Raw genomic sequence first — 26,189 nt, forward strand, 5'->3', positions numbered from 1 at the left:
AATCAATATTGTTAGAAGCTTTTGTATTTTTACTTTTTAAAATTTTGATCCATGAAAATTCATTTTATTGCAATTGGAGGCAGTGCAATGCACAACTTAGCCATTGCTTTACACCAAAAAGGATACCAAGTTTCTGGTTCTGATGATGCTATTCACAATCCTTCTAAATCTCGCTTAGAAAAATACGGATTATTACCAAATGAATTTGGATGGTTTCCAGAGAAAATAACATCAGAGTTAGAGGTTATTATTCTTGGGATGCATGCTAAAAAAGACAATTTAGAATTGTTAAAAGCACAAGAATTAGGATTAAAAATTTATTCGTATCCAGAATTTTTATACGAGCAATCAAAAAACAAGACACGTGTTGTAATTGGTGGTTCTCATGGAAAAACTACGATTACCTCTATGATTTTACATGTGTTGAATTATCATGAAAAAGAAGTAGATTACATGGTTGGTGCACAATTAGAAGGTTTTGAAACCATGGTGCATTTAACTCAAGAAAACGATTTTATTGTTTTAGAAGGCGATGAATACTTGAGTTCTCCAATAGATATGCGTCCTAAATTTCATTTATATAAGCCAAATATTGCTTTGTTAAGTGGAATTGCTTGGGATCATATCAATGTTTTTCCCACTTTTGAAAACTATGTAGATCAGTTTAGGGTTTTTACTGATGGAATGGTAAATGGAGGAAGTATGATTTACAATGAAGAAGATGCTATTGTTAAAGATGTTGTAGAAAATTCAGAAAATCACATTAAAAAATACCCATATACAACACCAAAATATTTTATAGAAAACGGAACAACATTTTTAGAAACAAATGAAGGTAATTTACCTTTAGAAATTTTTGGCAAACACAACTTACAAAATTTAGCAGGAGCAAAGTGGATTTGTCAACACATGGGCATTGATGAAGATGATTTTTATGAGGCAATTGCAAGTTTTGCAGGAGCAAGTAAACGTTTAGAAAAAATTGCAGAAAATAATACGACCGTTATTTTTAAAGATTTTGCACATTCTCCTAGCAAAGTTGCTGCAACCACAAAGGCTGTAAAAGAACAGTATGCAGAAAGAACAGTTTTAGCATGTTTAGAATTGCATACGTATTCTAGTTTAAATGCTGAATTTTTAGCAGAATATAAAGGAGCGTTAAATGCAGCAGATAAAGCAGTGGTTTTTTACTCTCCTGATGCAGTTAAAATTAAACAATTAGAAGAAGTAACCACAATACAAATTGCCAATGCTTTTGAACGTGAAGATTTAATTATTTATACCAATCCTCAAGAATTTAAAGAATTTTTGTTTAGTCAAAATTTTGATAAAACAGCACTTGTGTTAATGAGTTCTGGAAATTACGGAGGTTTAGATTTTGAAGAAGTTAAGAATTTGGTTTAGTTTTTTTTAAAACCTAATTGTTTTAATTTTTCTTGTTGCCAATTTTTATCAAGAGTTCTTTTAATTAACCAATTTCTGTGAGTTTTATCAAATATTGATTTGTAAATAATTTTTAATCTAGCTTTTAAGAAAAGCTTTCTTTCAGTTCTTTTATAATTTTTGTTTCTAACTTTAGAATCATTTAACTGTTTATTAAAAGTAGATAGATAATTTTCTATTTCTTTTGTAGACTTATATTGTAAAGATGTAGTTTTATTAAAAACAATAAAACAACTAGCTAAAAAGAAGTTTAAAGGTAATTTTAATTTAGATAAATTATTAAAAATAATATTTGAATTTAATTTTTTAGAGAGTAAAAAAACATCATAAGCATTTCTTAATGCTATATTTTTATAATAAATACCATCATCATTAATTTGTTTTGCTATTATTGATAAGGCTATTTGATTTTCAAAACTCATAACATTCACGTTATTTATATTTTGGGCATCTTTTTTTATTAAAGAATAATTAAACTCATCTGCATATTTTTCAATTAGTAATTCTTTATGTATTTCTACAGCTGCAATCCTGTTTTTCTTTTGTAATCTAGGGTAGTGTTTAAAACTAATTGGGTCATAAGCATCTTTATGTACTCTAGTATATCCAAAATCAGTTATTAATTTTATGGCTTTAATATATTCTTCTTTTGAGAAAATAAAATCAATATCACCAACCATTCTCTCACCAATATCTTCATACAATCCTTCTAGAAGATTTCCTGTTCCTTTTAAGAAAATTGGTGTAATGTTATTTGATAATAATAACTCGTTAATTTCTTTGGCTTGTTCAATAATTTGCTGATTTCTTTCTCTATTTAAATCAGTTATACGAACCATATAATTGACTAGTTCTTCTGGTACATAATCCAAAAAATTGGCTTTTTTTAAATTGCAATACAAGGCAGGAAAAACAAAATGAGCTGTACTTAATTTCACAACAGCTTCCCAGTCTATTTCTTTAGTTTTTAACTGGTTTTCAATTATAATGTTGTTCTTTTCTTCATGATTAATTGTTAAACATTTTCCAATAAAAAATAAAGTTTCTTTATAATTCATTATTAAAAATTTTAGAAACTGTTTTTATCATTTCATCATTTTTAGAATAGGTAAGTTGGTAGCAATTTAAAGAATCAAACCAATTTAAAAACATTTGGGCATTTTCTTTTTTTGGTGACAACCAAGAATCTGGAACTAATTGCATAAAAGCATCAATTTTTGAAATTTTTTCAAAAGCTAAATTGGCATCTTTTTGATATTTTATAAAAACCAATTCATTACATGGTAAGTGACTAAAATAATTATCATTATTTGGTTTTAAATAACGAACAATTTTGTTTAATCTTTTAAAATGATATTCTGCAGTAGTTTCTAATTCTGGATAAATAGGAAGTAAAGTATGTAAGCTACTTTTTTTAATTGAAATGGCTGCAGGAAAACTATATACTTCTTTTTTATGAGCATCCATAGGTACAAAATCATCAGCCAAACAGGTAAAACCATTTGCTTGTAACAATGCTAAAGAAGTGCTTTTTCCGTTTCCAGAATCGCCTAAAAATAAAATTGCTTTTTTGTTATTGCTAACAGCAGAAGCATGAAAAACACCCATCCACTTATTTTCTTCTTTTTGATGAATTTTCTGAATAAATTCCATAGAAAACTTTCCTTGAAAATAATGAATATCATCACGACTCCAAGCACCAATTAATTCTTTATCAACTTTTAAAAAAATGTACTTATTTTCTATAAATACATCAAATTCATAATCAAAATTACTCGTATTTTTAATACTTAAATGTGCAAATTTTGGATGAACAAAAGCAAGTTCTGTTTCACTTAAAAAAGAGACCTTAAAAACAACGTTATTTACTTTATAATACTTTATAAATTCAAATGATTTTGGTGTTTTTATATCTCTATAATCATTAATTAATTGAGATTTAATTTTACTTTTTGGTTTGTAAGTTTTTTTTTCTAAGTCTAAAACAAAATCGATTGTTTTATCTAAAGGAACACCTAGTTTTTTAGACAAAGCTTCTGCAATGTCATTTACAGAAATTCCTTTACTTAATCTTTTTAAAATATCTGCTGTTGTATTTTCTAAAACTAAATATTCATTACTGTTTTCAAACCAAACAATAGTTTTATCTTCAACAGTTTTGTACAATAAATTTGATGGACTTTTCATAAATACTAAAAGTAGTTATTTTATTAATTAAATAAAAAACACGTAAAAATTAAAGAAGTTTAAAGTGTATTTTATGGTGTTAAAAGATTTAATTAGACTAGTTTTTACGCCAAAAAAATGGCGTAAATAAAATTAATACTGTAAACAATTCTAATCGTCCTATGAGCATTAAAAATGAACAAAACCATTTTGCAACATCTGTTAAATGGGCATAGCTATTTACAGGACTTACACTACCAATTGCTGGGCCAATATTACCTAAAGAAGAAGCTGCTGCACCTAATGCAGATAGAAAATCCAATCCCATTAAAGTTAATATTACAGAAGCTAAAACAAAAATAAGCATGTAAATAATAAAAAAAGATAAAATATTAAATACAATAGTTTGAGGTATTGTTTTTCCGTCTAACCTAACAGGTACAATTGCGTTTGGGTGTAAGGCTTTTTTAAACTCTAAAAAGCTATTTTTAAGCATAACAACATGTCTTACTATTTTTACACCACCACTTGTAGAACCTGCAGAACCACCAGTAAAAAATAAAGCAAAGAAAATACCGGTTGCAAAAAAGTTCCACATTGTAAAATCTGCCGTTACAAAGCCTGTTGTTGTTACAACAGAAGTTACCATAAATAAAGAATGTCTAATGGCACTTTCTACTTTTCCAAAAACCATTGGGTGAGTAATTGTTGTTTGTAAATTAGAATCTTGAAAAAAGATAATTATAATTGCTATTATTGAAGATACACCTATAATTCCGAAAAAGTAATATTTAAATTCTTCACTTTCAAAGACTCTACGAATTTTTCCTTTTAAAGCAAAATAGGTTAATACAAAGTTGGTCCCTGCAATCAACATAAAAATAAGAATAATGTATTGTACAAAAGGTAAATTGTTGTAGAAAGCTACACTGTTATTTTTGGTAGAAAAACCACCTGTGCTCATGGTTGCCATTGCATGATTAATAGCGTCAAACCAAGTCATACCAGCAACTTTTAATAATAAAAATTGAGCTAGCGTTAGTGTAACGTAAATCAAATACAATCGTTTTGCGGTATCTGTAATTCTTGGATGTAATTTATCTGTTGATGGTCCAGGAGCTTCAGCCATAAAAAGCTGCATACCTCCAATACCTAACAAAGGTAGTATTGCAACTGTAAGTACAATAATTCCCATTCCACCAATCCAATGGGTGGCACTTCGCCAAAATAAAATCCCTTTTGGCATGGATTCTATGTCTAATAAAATAGAAGAACCTGTTGTTGAATATCCTGATATTGTTTCAAAAAATGCATCTGAAATAGCAGGTATTGTACCAGAAAATAAATAAGGCAGCATACCTGTAAAAGATAGAATTAACCAACCAAGTGTTACAATTAAATACCCATCTTTCTTTTGAATATTAGTGCTATTGGGCTTATTTAAAAAGAAAAGTAAAGCACCAATAATTATGGTTACAATTCCTGCATTTAGTATTCCCCATTTTGCATCTTCATTATGAAAAGCACTAAAAGGATAGGCAATAAACATAAAAAAACCGTTTAAGATTGCAGTAATCCCTAAAAAACGATATATTATTTTGGTGTTTAAAGTACTCGTCATATTATTTAAATAAACGTTCTACAGCACTTACTGCTTCTGGCAAGCAGAATACTATTACTTTATCACCAATTTTAAGTTGTACATTTCCAGTAGCCATAATTGCTTTTTCATTTCTAATAATACCTCCTAAAACAGCTTCTCTTGGTAAACTTAAATCTTTTATTGGTTTCTCTGTTACTTTAGTTTCTTTTTGCACTTCAAATTCAAAAACTTCTGCATCTATATTATGTAAATTAGCAATTGCTAAAATTTCTCCTTTTCTAATATGTCTAAAAATATTACTTGCTGCAATTAATTTTTTATTGATTAAAGATTGAATTCCAATAGTTTGAGAAATATCGATATAATCCATATTTTCAACCAAAGCAATGGTTTTTTTTACACCTTTAGATTTAGCCACTAAACAAGACATAATATTGGTTTCAGAGTTTCCTGTAACTGCTATAAAAGCATCTGTTTCTCTAATGTTTTCTTCTTCTAAAAGTTCTAAATCTCTACCATCACCATGAATAACTAACGTATTATTTAGTTCTTCTGCAAGTAATTCTGCTTTTTCTCTGTTTTTTTCAATTAATTTAACTTTAAAATTGTCTTTACAAAGGTTACGAGCCGTTTTTTCTCCAATACTACTACCACCAAGAATTATTACATTTTTAATATCGAATTGTTTTTTACCTATAATAGGATACAAATCTTTCATACTATAATTAGGAACACAAAAGTAGACTTGGTCATCTAATTGATAAACAGTGTCTCCTCTTGGAATAATAGTCTGGGTAATATTTTGTCTTTTAATAGCAATGGTTGTAAAATCTACCTGAGGAAATTGTTGTTTTGCCTCTCTCACTGTTAAATCTAAAATAGGAGAATTATAAGCTAACGCAGTTCCCATCACATTAAAAACACCACTTTCAAATGCTACAGTATCATTAAATGAAGATTGATTTAACAGCATTTTAATTTCATTTGCCGCTAATTCTTGAGGCGAAATCATAAAATCTAAACCAAATTTTTCAAAATCGACTTCACAATCTTCTAAAAATTCTGGGTTGTCTATTCTTGCAATTGTTTTTTTTGCTCCTAAAGATTTTCCAATCACTGAAATTGTAAAATTCGTATTCTGACTATCTGTAACTGCTATTAATAAATCAGCAGAACTAATGCCAATTTCTTTTAGTAGTTTTATAGAGGTAGCATCTCCTTTTTTGGTAATAACATCTAAATGATTGTTAAGATATTCTAGTTTTTTTCCATCAAAATCTATGATGTAGGTATCTTGAGATTCGTAAGAAAGAAGTTTAGCTAAGTGAAAACCAACGTCTCCAGCTCCAGCTATGATAATTTTCATATTTTAAAATATAGGTAATAGCTTACAAATATATAAAGAGTTTTGCAGCAAATGCAAATAAAATATAGTTTTCAATCTCTTTAAATGATTTTTGTATTTTTATAGAAAAACAAAATGGAAAAGTTAACTATAAAATCTTGGGCTTTAGATGATAGGCCAAGAGAAAAACTATTAGCAAAAGGAAAAGGATCACTTTCTGATGCAGAGTTAATAGCAATTTTAATAGGTTCTGGCAATAGAAAAGAAAGTGCAGTAGCATTATCTAAAAGAATATTACAATCTGTAGCTGGTAATATTAATGAACTTGCAAAGTTATCCGTAGAAAAATTAACTACTTTTAAAGGAATTGGTGAAGCAAAAGCAATTGCAATAATTACAGCTCTAGAAATTGGTAAAAGACGCCAAATAGAACTTGCTTTAGAAAAACAAAAAATTACCTGTAGTAAAGATGGCTTTAAAATGATGCAACCTGTAATTGGCGATTTAGAACATGAAGAATTTTGGGTACTTTTTTTAAATAATTCTAACAAAGTTTTAGCAAAAACTCAAATAAGTAAAGGTGGTTTAACAGCAACTGTTGTAGATGTAAGAGTGTTGTTTAAAAGAGCATTAGAATTAGTTTCTGTGGGGCTTATTGTTTGTCATAATCATCCTTCAGGAAAATTGTTACCTAGTAATGCAGACAAGCAACTAACTCAAAAAATTAAACAAGCAGGCAATACTTTAGATATAAAATTGCTAGATCATTTAATAATTACTGAAAAATCGTATTTTAGCTTTGCAGACGAAGGCCTTTTATAGTCTTCAGTATTCAGTAGCAGTTTTCAGTGAGGTGCTGACTGAGTACTGCTACTAAATACTGCCACTAAACAAATAATGATACTCGTTTATACACATTCAATTACCCCTAGAATTCGCTATATTTTTAAGCATATATTTACAAGAACGTTATCGATTCCTGTTGATTTTACTTCTAAAGTAGAAGAATTTGTAGCACATAATGGTCCTAAAATGACTTATACAAAAACACCTTTAGGAAATGAGTTTTTTGTAAAAAGCAACGATTTATTGTTTGAGCAAGGTGTTAATGATATGGAAATTTCTGTCCAAAAATGGGATGATGTGCCTTGTTTTTTTAAAACGGGTTCAAAGTCTACCATTCCTTATGATATTTTTGCAGCAAGTTTTTATTTAATTACAAGGTATGAAGAATATTTACCACATGTAAAAGACATTCATGGGCGTTATACTGCAGAACAAAGTTTAGCGTTTAAACATCGTTTTTTAGAAAAACCAGTAGTTGATATTTGGATCTATAAATTTTTAGACGTTTTAAAAGAAAAATTCCCAGATTATGGATATCAAGAACGTGCCTATGAATTTATTTCTACGATAGATATTGACAACGCCTATGCATACAAGTATAAAAGTTTAGTGAGAAGCGTTGGAGGTTTTTTTAATGATATCCTACACTTTAAAATTTTAAATGTTTGGAATCGCTTTGCTGTAACCTTTAACATTATTAATGATCCTTTTGATACTTTTCAAAGAATTTTAAAAGCTAAAAAACAACAAGATGTTAAAACTATTTTCTTTTTTTTAATTGGAGATTATACCACTTTTGATACCAATGTTTCTGCTTCTAAAACCAAGTTTAGATTGTTAATCAAAGAAATGGTAGATTATGCAAGAGTGGGTTTGCATCCCTCTTATTTTACGATGCACAACGCAGCTTTATTAAAAAAAGAAAAAGAGCGGTTAGAGGGTATTATTAACATGCCAATTCAAAGATCTAGGCAACATTATTTAAGATTTAGTTTGCCAGAAACCTATCAAAATTTAATCGATTTAGAAGTAGAAGAAGATTATTCTATGGGGTATGCAAGTACTGTTGGTTTTAGAGCAAGTACTTGTACACCATTTTATTTTTATGATTTAGATTTCGAAATTCAAACACCTTTAAAAGTGTTTCCTTTTGCTTTGATGGATACTACTTTAAATGATTATATGAAATTGACTCCAAGACAATCTTTAGGAAGAATTAGAGATTTGAAAAATGAAGTAAAAGCAGTAAATGGTACTTTTATAACATTATTTCATAATGAAGCTTTAAGTGATTATTTACGATGGAAAGGCTGGAAAAGATTGTATGAATCTATGATTAAAATAGCAATTTCATAATGATTAACTACGTTAAAAGAAAAGATTTAGATGTTCTTAAATATGATGCTTGTATAGAAAACTCTTTACAATCTAGCGTCTATGCATTTTCTTGGTATTTAGATATTGCTGCAGACAATTGGGATGTTTTGGTTTTAGATGATTATGAAGCTGTAATGCCAATTCCATGGAAACAGAAATATTTTATAAAGTATGTATATCCTCCTTTTTGGTTAATTCAATTAGGTATATTTTCTGTTGATATTGTTGATGAAAACGAATTTTTAATAGCCTTATTTAGTGAGTTTAAATTTGTAGAAACTAGAACAAATACAAATAACTCTTTTTCTATGTTTAACGCTTATGAAAAAGAAAGACAATTACAAGAGCTAGATTTAAAAAGACCTTATGAGGCTATTTTTGCTAACTATAGAAAAGATAGAAGAAAAGATGTTGCTAAAGCCATAAAATTAGATTTAATTGAAAAATGGAATGACAATCCAAAGAAATTAATTAATTTATTTAAAAACAATGTTGGTAAACGAACTCCAGGTATCATTGAAAAAGATTATGTTAGTTTATTGAAATTATTAGAAAAGTGTATTGAAAAAAAGGTAGGAGAAGTACTTTCTGTTTACGATAGTGAAAACAATTTAGTGGCTTCTGGTTTTTTTCTAAAATATCAGAAAAAGGTAACGATTTTAGTATCATCAACAGATTTTAAAAACAGAAAAAACGGAGCAAATACTTTTTTAATTGATAGAGCAATTTATAAGTATGAAAACAATTTTGATGTGTTTAATTTTGGAGGTTCTTCTATGGTAACTATTGCTAAATACTTTATAAGTTTTGGAGCATCTACAGTAAAATATCAGTATTTAAAATATAATAAATTACCTTTTTTATTAAAGTTGATGAAAAAGTAGAATTATTATACTCTTATTTTTTTTAAAAATTAGCTTTAAAATCTTCTTTGCAAATGTTTTTTCTACTTTTTAATGTTCGCTAAAAGTATAAATAATAGTACTTTGTTTTTTTGTTTTTAAAGTATTAATTTTATTCTTTTTTAGAAAAATATAAATACCATTGCGTTATTACTTCGTTATAGTTTTTTGATAATCGCTGTACTTTTACCCCTTTCAATTTTAGCCAATTTAGCATTTGATTTGTAATAGCTTTGTAATAATGCCAATCATTTTTTTCTAATATTTTCTGTTTTACATAAGTTGGTAAAATAGGTTTTATTTTATCTTTTATTTTTTGAATGTAAATTATTTTTTCTGAGGGTTGTATTTCTGTTTTAAAGCATACATTATAGGGTTTAAAATAATTATTGATTAACACATCGTCAAAAAGAATTTTCATTAATTTATATTTAACTGGTACTTTTTTAAAGAAATCCAACAGTTCTTTATCCCAAAAAGGAAATCGGTGTTCAAACCCAAAATAAGTATAAAAGTTAGCAGAATTAAAAATGTATTTTGCAATTTTTTCTTTTAGATCATAATCTTCAAAAACAGAGGAAGGTATTTTTCTTTTATAATTGCCATCAATTTGAATTAATGTTTTTTCAATTTCTTGTTTGATGACTTTTTTAGCTGATTTAGAAAGTTGATGGTTAGAAAATTTTTTAGAAATAAGTAAACTTATAATTTTTGTTTTCTTTAAACCTTCAGGAATTACTTTTAAAAACTGACTTCCACCTAAGAAATCTCCTGCATAACCAGGTACAAAAATAGAATTTAGAGCAATCAGTTTGTTTTCTTTTAAATACTTTACAGCAAAATATTCTTGTAAATAGGGCATTGAAGATAATTTACCTGCAAAATGAGCATATTTTTTAAACGCATCTGTTTCTAGGTAATTTTTAATTATTTTAGAATTATACTCAATAAAAAACCATTGAAAACCTAAAGCTTTTGCTGTTTTTTTTGAATTCTCAATTTCAAAACTATTTTTTCTACCATAAGTATAACAAACTACATTTTTATAGTTGTGCTTTTTTAGCATTACAGCAATTAATCTTGAGTCAAAACCACCACTTAAAGGCACAACAATTGTTCTATTATTCAATGATTCTACAAATCTACCAAATGCGTTTTCAAAAGCAATAGTTGCTTTTTCTTTTAGCATTGAATATGGGTTTGAACTCTCTTTTTCAATAGCATAAGTATAGAAAAAATCACGTTCAATTATTGTATCATTTTTAACAATTAAATATTCACTTGCTTGTACTTGATGTACCTTTTGTAATAATGTTTTTTTACCATGAGTATGATTTGTTGCCTTGAATTCAATTTCTGAAAGGGCATCAAAATTATTAAGATTAAAGGTGTTTTTTAAATAAAAGATATCATCACTTAAAAACAATTCATTATTTTGTAAAGTATAAAATACAGCAAAAGACCTTGTAATATCTGAAGCAATAAAACTGTTTTTTTCAGTATTTATGATGATTGTAAAAACACCATTTATCGTTTTTAAAAAATCTTTAAAATTTGTCTTGGTTTTTATTTTTGAAAGATAATCTATGGCTTTCTGTTTTTCATAAAAATCATTTTTTATATAAAAATATCCCTTAAAAGAGATTGTATCGGTTTTAGACCAAGAAAAACCAAGATTATTGTTTAAGGTAATGTTCATGAAGTAAACTTCTTTTTTATTCTAAAAATTAGTGCATTAGCATATAAAGAAAACATATAATTGTCTTTTAAAATTGCATAAACTTTACTGTAAAATTTTTTTGATAATAGAATTTTGATAAAAGATTTGTTTTGTAAATATTCTTTATTGTCTCTAAACTCCACTAATTTAGGGTTTTCTTTTCTAAATAGAATTCTGTAGGCTTCTTTTTGCCATTTCTTTTTATAATTTGAAAAGTCAGATAATTGATTTATTTTTTTTGCAAATTTTTCGAAATCAACCGAATCAATTTTTCCTTTATTTATAATAAAAGGAACAAAACTAAAAGTAAAGTTTTGCTTTGTAAAATGTAATTTTAACAAAGCACTATGATCAGTACCTTTATGGGGTTTATGGTTTTGTAAGTCAAAAATAAAATTACCTAAAGAATAAAAAATAAAAGTATTTTTATACTTTTCATAGCCTTGAAGTGTGTGAGAGTGATGAGCAATTACACAGCTAACGTTTTTTAATGCTGCAATTTTTTTTAAAAACTTTCTTTTAACAGGTGAAGGGTATAAGCTATATTCTTCTCCTCCATGAAAATTTACAATGATAAAATCGACTTTATTCTTGTAAATATGTACTTGTTTTTTTAGCCTAGAAAATTCATCAGCATTAAAAAGTTGCCCATTATTAATTTTTGTAGGGTTGCATTTAGCGATTCCAAATAAAGCTATTGAAATGGAATCTTTTTTTATAATTAATGGAGTAATTGCTTTTTCTTTTGATACATCTGCTCCAAAATAGCTGCATTTTTCATTTTTAATTTCCGATAAAGTATCTTTTAAGCCTAAATCGCCATAATCTAATATGTGATTGTTGGCTAAGTTAAATACTGAAATATTTTTTTTGTGTAAATAGTTGATGGTTTTTACAGGGCTTTTAAGTGGTGTGCTTTTGTTAAAAATGGTATTAATATTTGTTGTAGGGCCTTCTAAGTTGCCTACAACAAAATCAGATTTTAACAATTCATCAGCAATCTCATCAGAAAAAATTGTAGCATTTGATTTTATCTTTTCTTCAAAAGAGCCAGTTATACATATATCTCCAGTAAAAGTTAAAATCATAAATTATTTATAAGCATTTCTGTACTTATTTTCAGTTTTAGAAATTTTGAAAAAGTAAATAAGAATAAAGATATTAAAAACGACACCAATTCCTGAAAATAAAACGAGTGAAATAATAATATCATTGTAAAAATAATAACCGATATAAAATGCTAAAAAGCGAAAAATTAAAAGAAAGATATCATAAAAAAGAATCACTTTTTGTTTGTTTAAAATAACAATTAAACTAGTAATGGGTGAGCTTAAAAACATCATAAATAACCAAGGAATTAAAATCCTTAAATACGTGCCAACATCTGTCCATTGTTTTCCAAAAACTATATCTAAAAAATAAGATAGAAAGAATAAAGGAATAAAAATAAGTAAAGAAATTTTGAGTAAATTAAAACAAGTTTTTTTAACAATTTGGTATAAGTTTTCTTGCTTATTATAAACTTCTGTGGCTTTATTAAAAAACACTTGACTTACAGAACTCTGTACAATTCCACTAGGAGCTTTACCAACTTTAATTGCCAAGCCATAAATACCAGCTAAAGAAAGGCCAAAGTATTTGGTAATTAATAGTACAGGAATTTCATTAGAAAGGGTATTTAAAAAGTTAATTAAAGTATTAAAAAGAGGTATGTCTTTATATTTCTTAGTTAAAAGAAGCATTTTATTCAAAGAAATTTCATTTTTAAGTCTGTAAATAGCCGTGGATGATTTTTTTATTAGAAATAGAATTTGTGTTAATTGACCTACAATCATTCCAGGAATTAAACCTAAATAATTAAAAGAGCTAGCACCAAATGCAATCTGGCTAGCACTCATAACAGACGCTTTTGTAATATTTCCATTAGCAATATTTTTAAATTTTTTAGCTCTATTGTTCCAATATTCTAAAGTGGTAATACAACCAAGAAATAAATTGCTTAAGGGAATTAAATAAATAAAAAATGAGAGTTTCTGAATTTCAAAGAACGCTAAAATTTGGTTTTTAAAAATGAGTATGATTAGTAATGAAAGTATACTAGTTAATAAAACAACTACTAATGATAAAGCAAAAACATTCACAGCATCTTCATCCTTTTTAGGTAAAACAATGGCTACTTCAAATTGTAAAGAAATAATAGGTTTTAAAACGAATACAGAAGATGTAAACAACATATAAATACCAAAAACCTCTGTAGAAAAAAGTCTTGTAAGCAGTAAAATAGATGCATAAATAACTATTTGGCTTAAAGCAGAACCTGTTATTAATGTCAAAACATTTTTAACAAACTCTTTTTTTAAAAAAGAAAATAGTTGCATATTACTAGCTTTAATAGGTTTTCAAATATAGCGGAAATGAAACAGATAGAACACGTCTTTTTTGATTTAGATCATACTTTATGGGATTTTGAGAAAAATTCTGACTTAACCTTTCAAAAAGTTTTTAAAAAGATTGATATCGATACAAATTTAGATGCTTTTTTAGCAGCTTACAAACCTATTAATTTTCAATATTGGAAACTTTTTAGAGAAGATAAAATCACAAAACAAGAGTTAAGATATCAAAGGTTAAAAAAAGCTTTTGAAGCTATTAATTACTCAATTTCTGATGAAATAATAGCACAAATAGCTCAAGAATATATAAATTTTTTGGCAGATTTTAATCATCTTTTTGACAATGCACTAGAGGTTTTAAATTATTTACAGACCAAATATAAGTTGCATGTTATAACCAATGGTTTTGAGGAGATTCAAAGTAAAAAAATGATCAACTCTAAAATTTATCATTATTTTGAAACCATTGTTACTTCAGAATCTGTAAATTTAAAAAAACCACATCCAAAAGTGTTTCTTTTTGCTTTAGATATTGCAAGTGCTAGCAAAGAAAAATCAATTATGATTGGAGATAGTGTTGAAGCAGATGTAAAAGGTGCTTTAAATATTGGCATGCAAGCTATACATTGTAATTTTAGAAAAGAGATTTTAAAAGCGAACGATTTTCCTTCAATTACGTCTCTTTTAGAAATAAAACAATATCTTTAACGTTCTCAAATTAATGCATTTAGAAATGTTCTTAAAAAAAATAGTTGTCTGGTTTATTTGTTTTTTTTCTATGGTTTCTTGTTACGGAGATATAGACTTTAAGCAAATAGAAGACTATACACTTACCCCAGAAATTGTATCGCCTTTAATTTATTTTACTGTTTTACCCAATAAATTTTTTAATGGCGCTAATATTCAGCAACCATTTATAGAAGATATTGCAGATTTTAGAGCTTTTGAAGACAATACCTTAAGAGGTAATGTAGTAAAAATTGTTATAGATGTAGAAATAAAAAACGAATTTGATAGAAGTTTTGGAGCACAAATAGATCTGTTAAATGAAGAAGGAGAAGTAACTTATACAATTAATAGATTTGCAATACCTGCAAATGATTTAAACTATGTTCATCCTTCAGAAGAAATTTTAATTGAAGATAATTTTAATGTTAAAGATGCAACTAAAGTTAGGGTTAGAGTAACAGATTCTTCTGCTAGGGCAATAGATGTTAATGATACAACTGAATTCCAATTTAAATCTTCTTTAAAAGTCTTTTTAGAATTAGGTGCATAATATGAAAAAAATAATCACGCTTCTTTTCGTCTTTTTTGGAATAATATCCTACTCCCAAAATAAACAAGTTTTATATGATTTTGCAGAACTACCACAAACGTTATTACTAAACCCTGGTGCAGAAACTAATTATAAATTTCATGTTGGTGTGCCAATGTTATCTGGTCTTTCATTAGAAATAGGTTCAACTGGGTTTACTGTGTCAGATATCTTTACTATAGATAATATTCCTGTTCAAGATAAAGTTACACGGGTTTTAAGTGGTTTAACTACAAAAGATCATATAAAAATTAATACCCAGATAGAGGTTATAAATGCAGGTTTTAGGGTTGATAAAAATTATTTTAGTTTTGGTTTTTATGAAGAAGTAGATGCTTTTTCTTATTTTCCTAAAGATCCAGTAAAACTAATAACTGATGGGAATTCTGCATTTTTAAACAGAAGTTTTAATTTTTCTCAAATAGTTTATAAAGTAGATGTATTAGGTGTTTTGCATTTTGGAGCTTCTAGAGAAATAAATGAAAAATTAACAATTGGTGGACGATTTAAAATTTACTCATCTGCTGCTAATTTAGAAAGCTCTAGAAATACAGGAACTTTTACAACTACAGAAGGAACAAATAATATTTACAATCATAACTTAGATAATGTAGATCTTAATTTTAGAACCTCTGGAATTGTTGGAGACGATAATGAATATATTGATACCCCAGAGACTTATTTAGGGAATACCTTTTTTGGCTCAAATTTAGGTGTTGGTTTAGATATTGGTTTTACATATCACTCATCAAAACAACTAGAATTTACAGGTAGTATTGTAGATTTTGGTTTTGTAAATCATAAAAATAATGTTAAAACTGCTACAGCTAAAGGAAGCTATGTTTTTGAAGGTGTAGAAACTACGTTTGATGAGAATGATTTTACAAATTACTGGGATGAATTTGAAGAAAATTTTAAAAGACAGCTTCCTAGTGGAGATAATAGTGATTCTTATATTTCTTGGAGACCCACCAAAGTAAATGCTTCTTTAAAATATAGTTATGGAGAAAGAAGGAGTTTGGAGTGTTATAGAAATACTCACAAAGATTTTTATGCTAATGCTTTAGGTGTACAATTGTTTTCTGTGTTTAGACCTTTAGGACCTCAGTTAGCTTTAACAGGTTTTTATGAAAGAGCATTTTCAAAAAAATTCCATGCAAAGTTTACCTATACTTTAGATGAGTATTCTTTTTACAATATCGGAGCTGGTTTATCTGCTCAATTAGGAGCTATAAATTTATACGGAATGGTAGATAATATAGCGCAATTTGCAGATATTGCAGCTTCAAATAATGTGTCTTTCCAAGTAGGTGTCAACGTAATATTCAATTAAAATGAACAAAAATAAAGTATTTGTTTTATTGTTTTTTGTAACCTTAGTATCATTTAGTCAACAAAAAAATATCAATAGCTATAAATATGTAATTGTACCTGATAAATTTGATTTTTTAAAAACTTCAGATCAATATCAAACTAGTTCACTCTTAAAATTTTTATTAGAAAAAAAGGGTTTTGTTGTTTTTTTAAGTAACGATACATCTTTACCAAAAGAACTTTTGGTTAACAATTGTTTGGCTTTAAAGGCAAGTGTTATTGATAAATCTAGCATCTTTACTATAAAAAGTATCATAGAATTAAAAGATTGTTATAATAAAACTATTTATACTTCAGAAGTAGGAACAAGTAAGCAAAAAGAATACAAAAAATCTTATCATGAGGCTATTAGAAAAGCTTATGCTTCTATGAAGAATTTGGATTATAAATATATTGCTGATAAAGACTTAACTACAAAACCAACAATAACTTTACCAATAAAAGAAGTTGTTTCAGAAAACGCTACAAAAGAAATTAAAGTAGTCAATTCTTTAGAAATTGGAATGTTAATAGAAACTACAAAACTTTCTAATAGTATAGAAACGCTTTATGCTCAAAAAAACTCAACAGGTTTTCAAATTGTAGATACAATACCAACAATTATTTTTCAAGTTTTAAATACAAATGTGAATGATGTTTTTATTTTAAAAGATAAAAATGGAATCTTATATAAAAAGGAGAAAGTTTGGGTTGCTGAGTATTATGAGAACAATGAGTTTGTTATAAAAAAATACACGATAAAATTTTAATAATCGTACCTATTTTTCCATCTGGTTTTTAAAGTTTCTCTAAAATTATTTTCTCTGGCATTGTTTCCTGGTTCATATAATTTTGTACCAGAAATTTCATCAGGTAAAAACTCTTGTTCAGCAAAATTGTTAGGGAAATTATGCGAGTATTTGTAATCTTTACCATAATCTAAATCTTTCATTAATTTTGTGGGTGCATTTCTTAAATGTAACGGAATTGATAAGTCTCCAGTTGTTTTAACCAAATTTAAAGCAGTATCAATTGCCAAATAAGAAGCATTGCTTTTTGGCGAATTTGCCAAATAAACAGCACACTGACTTAAAATAATTCGAGATTCAGGATTGCCAATTACACTAACTGCGTGAAAAGTATTGTTTGCCAAAATTAAAGCAGTTGGGTTTGCATTGCCAACATCTTCAGAGGCTAAAATTAACAATCTTCTTGCAATAAATTTTACATCTTCTCCACCTTCAATCATTCTTGCCAGCCAATAAACTGCTGCATTAGGATCACTACCTCTAATAGATTTTATAAAAGCAGAAATAATATCATAATGTTGTTCGCCAGTTTTATCATATCTAACTGTGTTTTTCTGAACCTTTTCTAAAACTAATTTGTTGGTAATTTCAATTTCATCATCAGCAGAAACTAACAATTCAAAAATATTTAACAATTTTCTGGCATCACCACCAGAAACTTGTAACAATGCATCTGTTTCTTTTAAGGTTATTTTTTTGGTTGATAAAAGGGCGTCTTTTTCCATTGCTCTGTGTAATAAAGCAATCAAATCATTTTTATCAAAAGAATTTAAAATATATACTTGGCAACGAGATAGTAGGGCAGGTATTACTTCAAAACTTGGGTTTTCTGTAGTGGCACCAATTAAGGTAACCCAACCTTTTTCTACAGCACCTAACAAAGAATCTTGTTGCGATTTACTAAATCGATGAATTTCATCAATAAATAAAATAGGGTTTTTTGCAGTAAACAAGCCACCTCCTTTTTTTGCTTTTTCTATAATTTCTCTAACCTCTTTTACGCCAGAACTTATTGCACTTAACGTGTAAAAAGGTCTGCCAGATTCTGTTGCAATAATATTTGCCAAAGTGGTTTTACCAATTCCTGGAGGTCCCCATAATAGTAAAGACGGAATAATTCCTTTTTTTATTAGGTTGGTTAAAACTCCATTTTTACCCACCAAATGTTGCTGACTTATATAATCGTTTAACGTTTTAGGTCTAATTCGTTCTGCCAAAGGTTCATTCATTCAGTAAAAATAATAAAGATTTCTGTCAAAAAATGTAAAAAAAGTATTTGGTTCGTTTTTTGTATTTTTATTTTGATGAATGATGAAAGCCAATTAAAAATATCGAAGTCAATTTTTCTAATACCATTTGTATATGTATTTGCAATATGGTTTATTTATTGGGTTGAAATAACGTTTAATTTTAATTTTAATAAATTCGGGGTTTTTCCAAGAACTCTGCAAGGTTTTAGAGGAGTTTTCTTAACTCATTTTATTCATGGAGATACAAGCCATCTTTTTAACAATTCCATTCCTTTGTTTGTTCTTTTAAGTAGTTTAATTTATTTTTATAGAGATGTTGCTTACAGAGTTTTATTTTTTGGGGGCTTTTTTACAGGGTTTTTAACTTGGTGTATTGCAAGAGAATCCTATCATATTGGTGCAAGTGGCATTGTGTATTTATTATTCAGCTTTGTGTTTTTTAGCGGAATTATAAAAAAACATTTTAGATTGGTAGCGTTGTCTTTAATTATTATTTTTCTTTACGGAAGTATGGTTTGGTATGTGTTACCAATAAAAGAAGGTGTTTCTTGGGAAGGACATTTATCAGGCTTTTTAGTAGGTCTTGTTTTTGCAATTGTTTACCGAAAAATAGGAATGGTAAAAGAAGAACATCAATTTATTGAAACAGAATTTGATGCTATGTTTGATGAAAATGGAAATTTTTCTCCACCAATTGAAGTTGAAGAATTAGAAGATTCTAAAGCAATGGAAATAAAAAAGGACATCTAAATGATGTCCTTTTAAAGTGCTTTTTTATCAGATAATCAGCATAAAGTCTTGCTTCATGGTTATTGAAACAAAGTGGTTTTGTCTTTTTTTATCTAATCATAATAAACTTTGATTTACAAGTTTGGTTGAGGTGTCATCCTTAAATAAGGTTTCACTTCTTTATGTCCTTTTGGAAACAAATCAGGAATTTGTTCATTACTAACTGCTGGAGAAATTACACAATCTTCACCTTTTTTCCAGTTGGCTGGTGTTGCTACTTTATGGTAAGCTGTTAATTGTAAAGAGTCTATAACTCTTACTAATTCATCAAAATTTCTACCTGTAGAAGCAGGATATACAATAATTAATTTTACCTTTTTATCAGGATCAATAATAAATACAGATCTAACCGTTAAATTGTTATCTGCATTTGGATGAATCATATCATATAAGTTTGATACTTTTTTGTCTTCATCAGCAATAATAGGAAAATCTACAGAAGTATTTTGAGTTTCATTTATATCTTTAATCCAACCTTGGTGAGAAGGAACACCATCTACACTTAAAGCGATTGTTTTTACATTTCTTTTCTCAAATTCAGCCTTGTATTTTGCAACTGTTCCTAATTCTGTTGTACAAACAGGTGTATAATCTGCAGGATGAGAAAATAAGATTCCCCAACTATCTCCTAACCATTCATGAAAATTTATTTCTCCTAATGAAGTTTGTGCTATAAAGTTTGGTGCAACATCACCTAATCTAATAACGCTCATTTTTTTTTGTTTAAAATATTAATAAATTTATTTAGGTAAAATTACAAAAAAAACAGAGTGCTACTTATTGAATATTCTAAAATTGATGTTAAAAATAAATTAGATTTTATTTATACAAATTACAAGCGTTGTCTAAGAGTTTCATACAAAAAAGCACCACAAGCAACAGATACATTTAAGGAGGCAATTTCGCCTAATAAAGGTAATTTTGCTTTATAATCTACCATTTTTAAAATAGAAGGGTTTACACCTCTATGTTCAGAACCCATTACAATTGCTATGGGTTGGTTTAAATCAATATCATAAACAGAATCTTCTGTTTTTTCTGTAGCTGCTACTATTTTAATATTAGAACCTTGTAGTAAAAATAAGGCGTCTTTAATATGATCTACTTTACAAATAGGAATTTTAAAAGCAGCACCTGCAGATGTTTTTATCGTTTCAGCATTTACAGGAGCACTCCCGTTTTTTTGAATAATAATTCCATTTACACCTGTGCATTCTGCAGTTCTAATAATTGCCCCAAAATTTCTCACATCAGACAATTGGTCTAAAAGTAAAAACAAAGGTGTTTTGCCACTTTCTACTGTTTTTTCAATTAGCGTTTCTAAATCATGAAATTCTACAGGAGATATTTGAGCAACAGCACCTTGATGATTACTTTTTTTAGACAAACGATCTAATTTTTCTACAGGAACCATACTTGTCGTAAGATTATGCGATTTTATCAATTTATTTAATTCATAAAATAATTCGCCTCTCAATCCTTTTTGTAAATATACTTTATTAATGGTAGAGCCACTTTCTATGGCTTCAATAATTGCTCTAATTCCAAAAATATTCGTTGTTTCTGCTGTTTCTGTTGTCATACTGCAAATGTATATTAAAATGAGGTTATAAAAAAGACTATATAAATTAAGAAAGCCTTTTTTTATGGTTGATTTTTTAATCTAATAAGAAATAGTTAGGCTACAATTAACAAAAGCCAGTTACTATCAATTTTTTAAGTAAAAGAAGCTGTTTTTTTATTCTAAAGAAACACAATTATAATAATGTAATGTCAGTCTGAGCTTGTCGAAGACTTTTTTTATACTTTTAATTGAGCTACGAAGTTAGAAGGTTAATTAGAATTAATAATATAGAAGTGTAAAAATCTATAAAAATCAGTAAGTTATACTACATTATTTTTTAAGAATAATTCTAAAAGAAATTCGTCCAATTAATAATAAACTTAGTATCACTAATAGAAGTTTGGTTGCTATTAACGTTCCCTAAAACAAGCCCAATATTTATTTGTGAATTTTTAGTGCTAAATAAATACCCTAAACCAACACCTAATAAATTATTGTTTTTAGAGTTGATATCAGCTCTTCCAATATCTGTAATTGTGTATAAATAAGATTTTTCTGATGTTAAATATCTGAACTCTACATTAAAGTAGGTGTAGTTATTTGTAAAGATACTTTGCTCATTAAATCCTCTAATACTATTTGCTCCACCAATTCTAAAAAGTTCATTTTCAATAAATGAATCAGAATTTAAATAACCTGTTTCATTTTTAAAGAAAATGCTACTTCTTAAACTAACATCCCAAATATAAGAAGTTGATGCTTCAATTTTAAACTGATTTAATGTGTTGTTATTTGTTGTTCTTTTTCCAATAGAAGGATTAATTTCTAAATTGAATTTATCATTAAAAAAATAATCGTTTTTAGCAATGTTATATTGAAATTGAAAACCTAAAAAGGAGTTGCTAAATGTTTCAATATTATTGTTGATGTTTGCTATTAAGTTTTCAGAAGATTCAGAGGTATATGTAATTGCAAGCTTTGTTTTTGGGTTGATGTTATAAAATAATTTGGAATCAAATTTTGTGTTTAAAAAAGTAGAATCTTGCTTGTAAATAGAAAAGGATATTTCTGGGCTAAATTTTGAGTTAAATATGTAAGGAATATTTGTTGACACTTTAAACTCTTGTCGTTCTTCTCCAATACTATTCCAAAACAGCTCAAACTTTTCCCCTGTATTTAAGATGTTGTTTAATTTTAAATTGATGTTGCCGTTAAACAATAAATCTCCATTTTCTTTAGTGGTAAAATTTACAATTCCATCAAAACTATTATTTTGCTGTTTTTTTAAATATAGATATAGTAAGGTAGAATCTTTTGTAAATAAGACTTCTGGAGCTTTGATTTCTTTAATAAACTGCAAACTTTTTGAAGCTAAAGATATTTCTTTAATTTTTTGTTGATTAAAAACAGTAAGTGAACTTATATTGAAATAGTTTTTTAAATAAGATTTAGGAAAATCCTCATAATCTTTAATAATAATCTTATTAATAATTCTTTTTTTAGATAGAAGTATCTTTAAGTTTCCGTATAAAATTTTTCCTTTTATAGATATGTCTTTTAATTGAACCTTAGAGAAAGATTTACCTTCTGTGTCTAATCTTTTAGAAATTGTTGATAATCTATTTTGTAAAGCTTCTATGGGTATAGTTACAAAATTATCTTTTAATTTTAAGTCTTCGAAATAAATTTCTGAATTAGAATCTACCTTAATAATAGCATGTTCAATTTTATCAGACAAAGAAAAGTAACCAATATAATTTGTGCTGCTATTTTTTATGCTATCAATAGTATGTGTAAAATATCCAATGTTTTTTAAGTAATCAGATATTTTGTAGATTTCAGCATATAAGCTAATGGAATCTTTGTGGTTTTTAACGTAATCAATTTCATTTAATATTTCACTCTCATTAGTATTTGTTGCTATAATTTTTAATGTGATTTCTTGAGCAAAAAGTCCATCAAAAGAAAACCAGCATAAAATTATCAAAAAATAATGAGTTGTTTTTGGGTTCAAATTGCTAAAAATTTAGGTTCAAAAGTAAAATAAATAACTAAAAATCAATACAAAATTCATCATTTACAAAAAATAACTTGCTGATACTTGAATAATTAGAAAATAATTGTACATTTGCGGACTCTTAAAAAAGAGAAAAGGTTTAATTATAAACGAAAAACAGTAATAATTTAGTATGCCAACTATTCAACAATTAGTTCGTAAAGGAAGAACCAAAATAACTAAGAAGAGTAAATCGGCTGCTTTGTCGTCTTGTCCTCAAAGACGTGGAGTTTGTACTCGTGTTTATACTACAACACCAAAGAAACCTAATTCAGCAATGCGTAAAGTTGCCAGAGTTAGATTGACAAATGGTAATGAGATAAACGCATACATTCCAGGTGAAGGACATAACTTACAAGAGCACTCGATAGTATTAGTTAGAGGTGGAAGGGTAAAAGATTTACCAGGTGTTAAATATCACGTTGTACGTGGTGCATTAGATACAGCAGGTGTTGAGGGTAGAACCCAAAGACGTTCAAAGTATGGTGCAAAACGCCCAAAGAAGTAAAACAGGTTTAAAGTTTTAAGTTTTAGGTTTTAAGGTTAAAGTTTTAGGTTTTGTAAAAAAAAAACTAAGAACTAAGAGCTAAAAAACTAACAACTAACAACTAATAACTAAAAAACTCAAAAGAAGACATGAGAAAAAGAGCAGCAAAAAAAAGAGTCTTATTACCAGATCCAAAATTTAACGATCAGTTAGTAACACGTTTTGTGAATAACTTAATGTGGAGTGGTAAGAAGTCTGTAGCATTTAAAGTGTTTTATGACGCTTTAGATCTAGTAGAAGAAAGAAAAGGTGAAGGCGAAGAAAAAACGGCTTTAGAAATCTGGAAAGATGGTTTGTCTAATGTAATGCCTCACGTAGAAGTAAGATCTCGTCGTGTTGGTGGTGCAACATTCCAAATTCCAATGCAAATTAGACCAGATCGTAAAGTATCTATGGCTATCAAATGGATGATTTTGTATACTCGTAAGAGAAACGAAAAAACAATGGCGCAGCGTTTAGCTGCTGAAATTTTAGCTGCGGCTAAAGAAGAAGGTGCTGCTGTTAAGAAGCGTACAGATACTCACAAAATGGCAGAGGCTAACAAAGCATTCTCTCACTTTAGATTTTAAGAAATGGCTAGAGATTTAAAATTCACAAGAAATATTGGGATTGCAGCACATATTGATGCTGGGAAAACCACAACAACAGAGCGTGTATTGTATTATACAGGTGTTTCTCATAAAATTGGAGAAGTGCATGATGGTGCAGCTACAATGGACTGGATGGAGCAAGAGCAAGAAAGAGGTATTACAATTACTTCTGCTGCAACTACTTGTACTTGGCAGTTTCCAACTGAGAATAGCAAGCCTGTTGATGGTACAAAAGATTATCATTTTAATATTATTGACACACCTGGTCACGTAGATTTTACTGTAGAAGTAAATAGATCTTTACGTGTATTAGATGGTTTAGTTTTCTTGTTTAGTGCAGTTGATGGTGTTGAGCCACAATCTGAAACTAACTGGAGACTTGCTGATAACTATAAAGTGCCAAGAATTGGTTTCGTAAATAAAATGGATCGTCAAGGTTCTGATTTTATGATGGTTTGTGGGCAAGTTAAAGAAATGTTAGGTTCTAATGCAGTGCCAATTGTTTTAAACATTGGTGATGAAGAAAACTTTAAAGGTATTGTAGATCTAGTTAAAAACAGAGCTATTATATGGCATGAAGAAGGGATGGGTTCAACATTTGATGTTGTTGATATTCCTGAAGAATTAAAAGAAGAGGCTAAATTATTACGAGCGAATCTTATTGAAGAAGTAGCAAGTTATGATGAGAATCTTTTAGAGAAATTCATGGAAGATGAAAATTCTATTACAGAAGATGAGGTACATGCTGCATTAAGAGCTGCTGTAATGGATATGGCTATTATTCCTATGATTTGTGGTTCTGCATTTAAAAATAAAGGTGTTCAGTTTCTTTTAGATGCTGTTTGTCGTTATTTACCTTCTCCTATGGATAAAGAAGGTATTGTTGGTGTAAACCCTGAAACTGAAGAGGAAGAATTACGTAAGCCAGATGTAAAAGAGCCTTTTGCTGCTTTAGCATTTAAAATTGCTACAGACCCTTTTGTTGGTCGTTTAGCGTTTTTTAGAGCTTATTCTGGTCGTTTAGATGCTGGTTCTTATGTTTTAAATAACCGTTCTGGTAAAAAAGAACGTATCTCACGTATCTATCAAATGCATGCAAACAAGCAAAATGCAATTGATTATATAGAAGCTGGTGATATTGGTGCTGCTGTAGGTTTTAAATCTATTAAAACAGGTGATACTTTAACTGCTGAAAAATCTCCTCTTGTATTAGAGTCTATGGATTTTCCAGATCCAGTAATTGGTATTGCTGTAGAGCCTAAAACAAAAGCAGATGTAGATAAGTTAGGTATTGGACTTGCTAAGTTAGCAGAAGAAGATCCTACTTTTACAGTACGTTCAGACGAAGCATCAGGACAGACAATTATTTCTGGAATGGGTGAGTTGCATTTAGATGTACTTGTAGATCGTTTAAAGCGTGAGTTTAAAGTAGAGGTAAACCAAGGTCAACCTCAAGTAGAATATAAAGAAGCAATTACTGCTACAACAGATCATAGAGAGGTTTATAAAAAGCAATCTGGTGGTCGTGGTAAATTTGCAGATATTGCATTTACTATTGGCCCTGCAGATGAAGGTGTTCAAGGATTACAATTCGATTCTGTAATTAAAGGTGGTAACGTTCCTAGAGAATTTGTTCCTTCTGTAGAGAAAGGGTTTAGAGAAGCTATGAAAAACGGTCCTTTAGCTGGTTACGAAATGGATTCAATGAAAGTTACTTTGAAGGATGGGTCATTCCACCCAGTAGATTCTGATGCGCTATCTTTTGAATTAGCTGCAAGAATGGGTTATAAAGCTTCTGCAAAATCTGCAAAAGCAAAAATCATGGAACCTTTAATGAAGGTAGAAGTGTTAACTCCAGAAGCTAATATGGGTGATATTGTTGGAGATTTAAATAGAAGAAGAGGTCAAGTAAATGATATGAGTGATCGTGCTGGGTCTAAAGTTGTAAAAGCAATTGTTCCGTTATCTGAAATGTTTGGATATGTAACCGCTTTAAGAACAATGTCTTCTGGTAGAGCAACCTCTACTATGGAATTTTCACATTATGCAGAAACGCCTTCTAATGTATCTGAAGACGTAATCGCAAAATCTAAAGGATAATCTACTTAATAATTACAA

The 26,189-nt window shown here is 28.3% G+C and carries 23 protein-coding genes; 12 read left to right on the plus strand and 11 right to left on the minus strand.

Annotated features, from left to right (window positions below; all coding sequences use genetic code 11):
• Positions 1 to 51 precede the first annotated feature (51 nt).
• Positions 52 to 1,404: a Mur ligase family protein gene (locus Q0731_RS07535; protein ID WP_299062078.1), complete on the plus strand. Its 1,353-nt coding sequence runs from the start codon at positions 52 to 54 to the stop codon at positions 1,402 to 1,404.
• Here Q0731_RS07535 and Q0731_RS07540 read toward each other — a convergent pair.
• The 4 genes from Q0731_RS07540 to trkA all read right to left on the minus strand — a co-directional run bounded on the left by Q0731_RS07540 (position 1,401) and on the right by trkA (position 6,578).
• The gene (locus Q0731_RS07540; protein WP_299062081.1) at positions 1,401 to 2,501 is read right to left on the minus strand and encodes a nucleotidyltransferase family protein; all 1,101 of its coding nucleotides are present in this window, start codon (positions 2,499 to 2,501) and stop codon (positions 1,401 to 1,403) included. The two genes, Q0731_RS07535 and Q0731_RS07540, sit on opposite strands and share 4 nt — an antisense overlap.
• On the minus strand, positions 2,491 to 3,630 hold the full coding sequence (locus tag Q0731_RS07545) for a hypothetical protein (protein ID WP_299062084.1): 1,140 nt from the start codon (positions 3,628 to 3,630) through the stop codon (positions 2,491 to 2,493). Before Q0731_RS07545 ends, Q0731_RS07540 begins: the two co-directional genes overlap by 11 nt.
• A gap of 97 nt (positions 3,631 to 3,727) precedes the next feature.
• Positions 3,728 to 5,230, minus strand: coding sequence for a potassium transporter TrkG (locus tag Q0731_RS07550; RefSeq protein ID WP_299062088.1), 1,503 nt, complete (start codon positions 5,228 to 5,230; stop codon positions 3,728 to 3,730).
• A gap of 1 nt (position 5,231) precedes the next feature.
• On the minus strand, positions 5,232 to 6,578 hold the full coding sequence (trkA, locus tag Q0731_RS07555; RefSeq protein WP_299062090.1) for a Trk system potassium transporter TrkA: 1,347 nt from the start codon (positions 6,576 to 6,578) through the stop codon (positions 5,232 to 5,234).
• A gap of 114 nt (positions 6,579 to 6,692) precedes the next feature.
• Between trkA and radC the strand changes: the two genes are divergently transcribed.
• The 3 genes from radC (at position 6,693) to Q0731_RS07570 (ending at position 9,664) form a co-directional block, all read left to right on the plus strand.
• On the plus strand, positions 6,693 to 7,379 hold the full coding sequence (gene radC, locus Q0731_RS07560) for a DNA repair protein RadC (protein WP_299062094.1): 687 nt from the start codon (positions 6,693 to 6,695) through the stop codon (positions 7,377 to 7,379).
• Positions 7,380 to 7,454: 75 nt separating this feature from the next.
• Positions 7,455 to 8,759: a polysaccharide deacetylase family protein gene (locus Q0731_RS07565; protein ID WP_299062096.1), complete on the plus strand. Its 1,305-nt coding sequence runs from the start codon at positions 7,455 to 7,457 to the stop codon at positions 8,757 to 8,759.
• Positions 8,759 to 9,664 (plus strand): hypothetical protein, encoded by a 906-nt coding sequence (locus Q0731_RS07570; protein ID WP_299062098.1) that lies wholly within the window; start codon positions 8,759 to 8,761, stop codon positions 9,662 to 9,664. Before Q0731_RS07565 ends, Q0731_RS07570 begins: the two co-directional genes overlap by 1 nt.
• A 130-nt stretch (positions 9,665 to 9,794) precedes the next feature.
• On the opposite strand, the gene Q0731_RS07575 is transcribed toward Q0731_RS07570, so the two are convergent.
• The 3 genes from Q0731_RS07575 to Q0731_RS07585 are packed head-to-tail and all read right to left on the minus strand — an operon-like array spanning position 9,795 to position 13,735.
• Positions 9,795 to 11,381: an asparagine synthetase B family protein gene (locus tag Q0731_RS07575; protein WP_299062107.1), complete on the minus strand. Its 1,587-nt coding sequence runs from the start codon at positions 11,379 to 11,381 to the stop codon at positions 9,795 to 9,797.
• The gene (locus tag Q0731_RS07580) at positions 11,378 to 12,490 is read right to left on the minus strand and encodes a CapA family protein (RefSeq protein WP_299062121.1); all 1,113 of its coding nucleotides are present in this window, start codon (positions 12,488 to 12,490) and stop codon (positions 11,378 to 11,380) included. The genes Q0731_RS07575 and Q0731_RS07580 overlap by 4 nt, the downstream gene beginning before the upstream one ends.
• Before the next feature lie 3 nt (positions 12,491 to 12,493).
• Positions 12,494 to 13,735, minus strand: coding sequence for an oligosaccharide flippase family protein (locus Q0731_RS07585; protein WP_299062124.1), 1,242 nt, complete (start codon positions 13,733 to 13,735; stop codon positions 12,494 to 12,496).
• 81 nt (positions 13,736 to 13,816) lie between these two features.
• Here Q0731_RS07585 and Q0731_RS07590 point away from each other — a divergent pair, with 81 nt between their 5' ends.
• The 4 genes from Q0731_RS07590 to Q0731_RS07605 all read left to right on the plus strand — a co-directional run bounded on the left by Q0731_RS07590 (position 13,817) and on the right by Q0731_RS07605 (position 17,236).
• Positions 13,817 to 14,503 (plus strand): YjjG family noncanonical pyrimidine nucleotidase, encoded by a 687-nt coding sequence (locus Q0731_RS07590; RefSeq protein ID WP_299062127.1) that lies wholly within the window; start codon positions 13,817 to 13,819, stop codon positions 14,501 to 14,503.
• A 70-nt stretch (positions 14,504 to 14,573) separates the two neighbouring features.
• Positions 14,574 to 15,074 (plus strand): hypothetical protein, encoded by a 501-nt coding sequence (locus Q0731_RS07595; protein WP_299062130.1) that lies wholly within the window; start codon positions 14,574 to 14,576, stop codon positions 15,072 to 15,074.
• A gap of 1 nt (position 15,075) precedes the next feature.
• Complete coding sequence (locus Q0731_RS07600; RefSeq protein ID WP_299062133.1) at positions 15,076 to 16,446, plus strand: DUF5723 family protein; 1,371 nt, start codon at positions 15,076 to 15,078, stop codon at positions 16,444 to 16,446.
• 1 nt (position 16,447) lies between these two features.
• On the plus strand, positions 16,448 to 17,236 hold the full coding sequence (locus tag Q0731_RS07605) for a hypothetical protein (protein ID WP_299062135.1): 789 nt from the start codon (positions 16,448 to 16,450) through the stop codon (positions 17,234 to 17,236).
• On the opposite strand, the gene Q0731_RS07610 is transcribed toward Q0731_RS07605, so the two are convergent.
• Positions 17,233 to 18,504 (minus strand): replication-associated recombination protein A, encoded by a 1,272-nt coding sequence (locus Q0731_RS07610; protein WP_299062138.1) that lies wholly within the window; start codon positions 18,502 to 18,504, stop codon positions 17,233 to 17,235. The two genes, Q0731_RS07605 and Q0731_RS07610, sit on opposite strands and share 4 nt — an antisense overlap.
• A 75-nt stretch (positions 18,505 to 18,579) precedes the next feature.
• Here Q0731_RS07610 and Q0731_RS07615 point away from each other — a divergent pair, with 75 nt between their 5' ends.
• Positions 18,580 to 19,275 (plus strand): rhomboid family intramembrane serine protease, encoded by a 696-nt coding sequence (locus Q0731_RS07615; RefSeq protein WP_299062142.1) that lies wholly within the window; start codon positions 18,580 to 18,582, stop codon positions 19,273 to 19,275.
• A gap of 113 nt (positions 19,276 to 19,388) precedes the next feature.
• On the opposite strand, the gene Q0731_RS07620 is transcribed toward Q0731_RS07615, so the two are convergent.
• The 3 genes from Q0731_RS07620 to Q0731_RS07630 all read right to left on the minus strand — a co-directional run bounded on the left by Q0731_RS07620 (position 19,389) and on the right by Q0731_RS07630 (position 22,865).
• Positions 19,389 to 20,027 (minus strand): peroxiredoxin, encoded by a 639-nt coding sequence (locus Q0731_RS07620; RefSeq protein ID WP_299062145.1) that lies wholly within the window; start codon positions 20,025 to 20,027, stop codon positions 19,389 to 19,391.
• A gap of 119 nt (positions 20,028 to 20,146) precedes the next feature.
• Positions 20,147 to 20,896, minus strand: coding sequence for a 23S rRNA (guanosine(2251)-2'-O)-methyltransferase RlmB (rlmB, locus tag Q0731_RS07625; RefSeq protein WP_299062148.1), 750 nt, complete (start codon positions 20,894 to 20,896; stop codon positions 20,147 to 20,149).
• A gap of 331 nt (positions 20,897 to 21,227) precedes the next feature.
• Complete coding sequence (locus tag Q0731_RS07630) at positions 21,228 to 22,865, minus strand: ShlB/FhaC/HecB family hemolysin secretion/activation protein (protein WP_299062151.1); 1,638 nt, start codon at positions 22,863 to 22,865, stop codon at positions 21,228 to 21,230.
• A gap of 202 nt (positions 22,866 to 23,067) precedes the next feature.
• Between Q0731_RS07630 and rpsL the strand changes: the two genes are divergently transcribed.
• The 3 genes from rpsL to fusA all read left to right on the plus strand — a co-directional run bounded on the left by rpsL (position 23,068) and on the right by fusA (position 26,171).
• Positions 23,068 to 23,442 (plus strand): 30S ribosomal protein S12, encoded by a 375-nt coding sequence (gene rpsL / locus Q0731_RS07635; RefSeq protein WP_018943587.1) that lies wholly within the window; start codon positions 23,068 to 23,070, stop codon positions 23,440 to 23,442.
• A gap of 128 nt (positions 23,443 to 23,570) precedes the next feature.
• On the plus strand, positions 23,571 to 24,050 hold the full coding sequence (gene rpsG / locus Q0731_RS07640; RefSeq protein WP_299062154.1) for a 30S ribosomal protein S7: 480 nt from the start codon (positions 23,571 to 23,573) through the stop codon (positions 24,048 to 24,050).
• A 3-nt stretch (positions 24,051 to 24,053) separates the two neighbouring features.
• Entirely contained in the window at positions 24,054 to 26,171 is a 2,118-nt protein-coding gene (gene fusA / locus Q0731_RS07645; protein ID WP_299062157.1) for an elongation factor G, read from the plus strand.
• Positions 26,172 to 26,189: the final 18 nt, after the last annotated feature.

It is taken from the genome of uncultured Polaribacter sp. (assembly GCF_947497695.1).
Lineage (GTDB): Bacteria > Bacteroidota > Bacteroidia > Flavobacteriales > Flavobacteriaceae > Polaribacter.

Coding starts and splice junctions, on each gene's coding strand:
- Q0731_RS07535 (WP_299062078.1), top strand. CDS start 52: ATGAAAATTCATTTTATTGCAATTGGAGGCAGTGCAATGCACAACTTA.
- Q0731_RS07540 (WP_299062081.1), bottom strand. CDS start 2,501: ATGAATTATAAAGAAACTTTATTTTTTATTGGAAAATGTTTAACAATT.
- Q0731_RS07545 (WP_299062084.1), bottom strand. CDS start 3,630: ATGAAAAGTCCATCAAATTTATTGTACAAAACTGTTGAAGATAAAACT.
- Q0731_RS07550 (WP_299062088.1), bottom strand. CDS start 5,230: ATGACGAGTACTTTAAACACCAAAATAATATATCGTTTTTTAGGGATT.
- trkA (WP_299062090.1), bottom strand. CDS start 6,578: ATGAAAATTATCATAGCTGGAGCTGGAGACGTTGGTTTTCACTTAGCT.
- radC (WP_299062094.1), top strand. CDS start 6,693: ATGGAAAAGTTAACTATAAAATCTTGGGCTTTAGATGATAGGCCAAGA.
- Q0731_RS07565 (WP_299062096.1), top strand. CDS start 7,455: ATGATACTCGTTTATACACATTCAATTACCCCTAGAATTCGCTATATT.
- Q0731_RS07570 (WP_299062098.1), top strand. CDS start 8,759: ATGATTAACTACGTTAAAAGAAAAGATTTAGATGTTCTTAAATATGAT.
- Q0731_RS07575 (WP_299062107.1), bottom strand. CDS start 11,381: ATGAACATTACCTTAAACAATAATCTTGGTTTTTCTTGGTCTAAAACC.
- Q0731_RS07580 (WP_299062121.1), bottom strand. CDS start 12,490: ATGATTTTAACTTTTACTGGAGATATATGTATAACTGGCTCTTTTGAA.
- Q0731_RS07590 (WP_299062127.1), top strand. CDS start 13,817: ATGAAACAGATAGAACACGTCTTTTTTGATTTAGATCATACTTTATGG.
- Q0731_RS07595 (WP_299062130.1), top strand. CDS start 14,574: ATGGTTTCTTGTTACGGAGATATAGACTTTAAGCAAATAGAAGACTAT.
- Q0731_RS07600 (WP_299062133.1), top strand. CDS start 15,076: ATGAAAAAAATAATCACGCTTCTTTTCGTCTTTTTTGGAATAATATCC.
- Q0731_RS07605 (WP_299062135.1), top strand. CDS start 16,448: ATGAACAAAAATAAAGTATTTGTTTTATTGTTTTTTGTAACCTTAGTA.
- Q0731_RS07610 (WP_299062138.1), bottom strand. CDS start 18,504: ATGAATGAACCTTTGGCAGAACGAATTAGACCTAAAACGTTAAACGAT.
- Q0731_RS07615 (WP_299062142.1), top strand. CDS start 18,580: ATGAATGATGAAAGCCAATTAAAAATATCGAAGTCAATTTTTCTAATA.
- Q0731_RS07620 (WP_299062145.1), bottom strand. CDS start 20,027: ATGAGCGTTATTAGATTAGGTGATGTTGCACCAAACTTTATAGCACAA.
- rlmB (WP_299062148.1), bottom strand. CDS start 20,896: ATGACAACAGAAACAGCAGAAACAACGAATATTTTTGGAATTAGAGCA.
- rpsL (WP_018943587.1), top strand. CDS start 23,068: ATGCCAACTATTCAACAATTAGTTCGTAAAGGAAGAACCAAAATAACT.
- rpsG (WP_299062154.1), top strand. CDS start 23,571: ATGAGAAAAAGAGCAGCAAAAAAAAGAGTCTTATTACCAGATCCAAAA.
- fusA (WP_299062157.1), top strand. CDS start 24,054: ATGGCTAGAGATTTAAAATTCACAAGAAATATTGGGATTGCAGCACAT.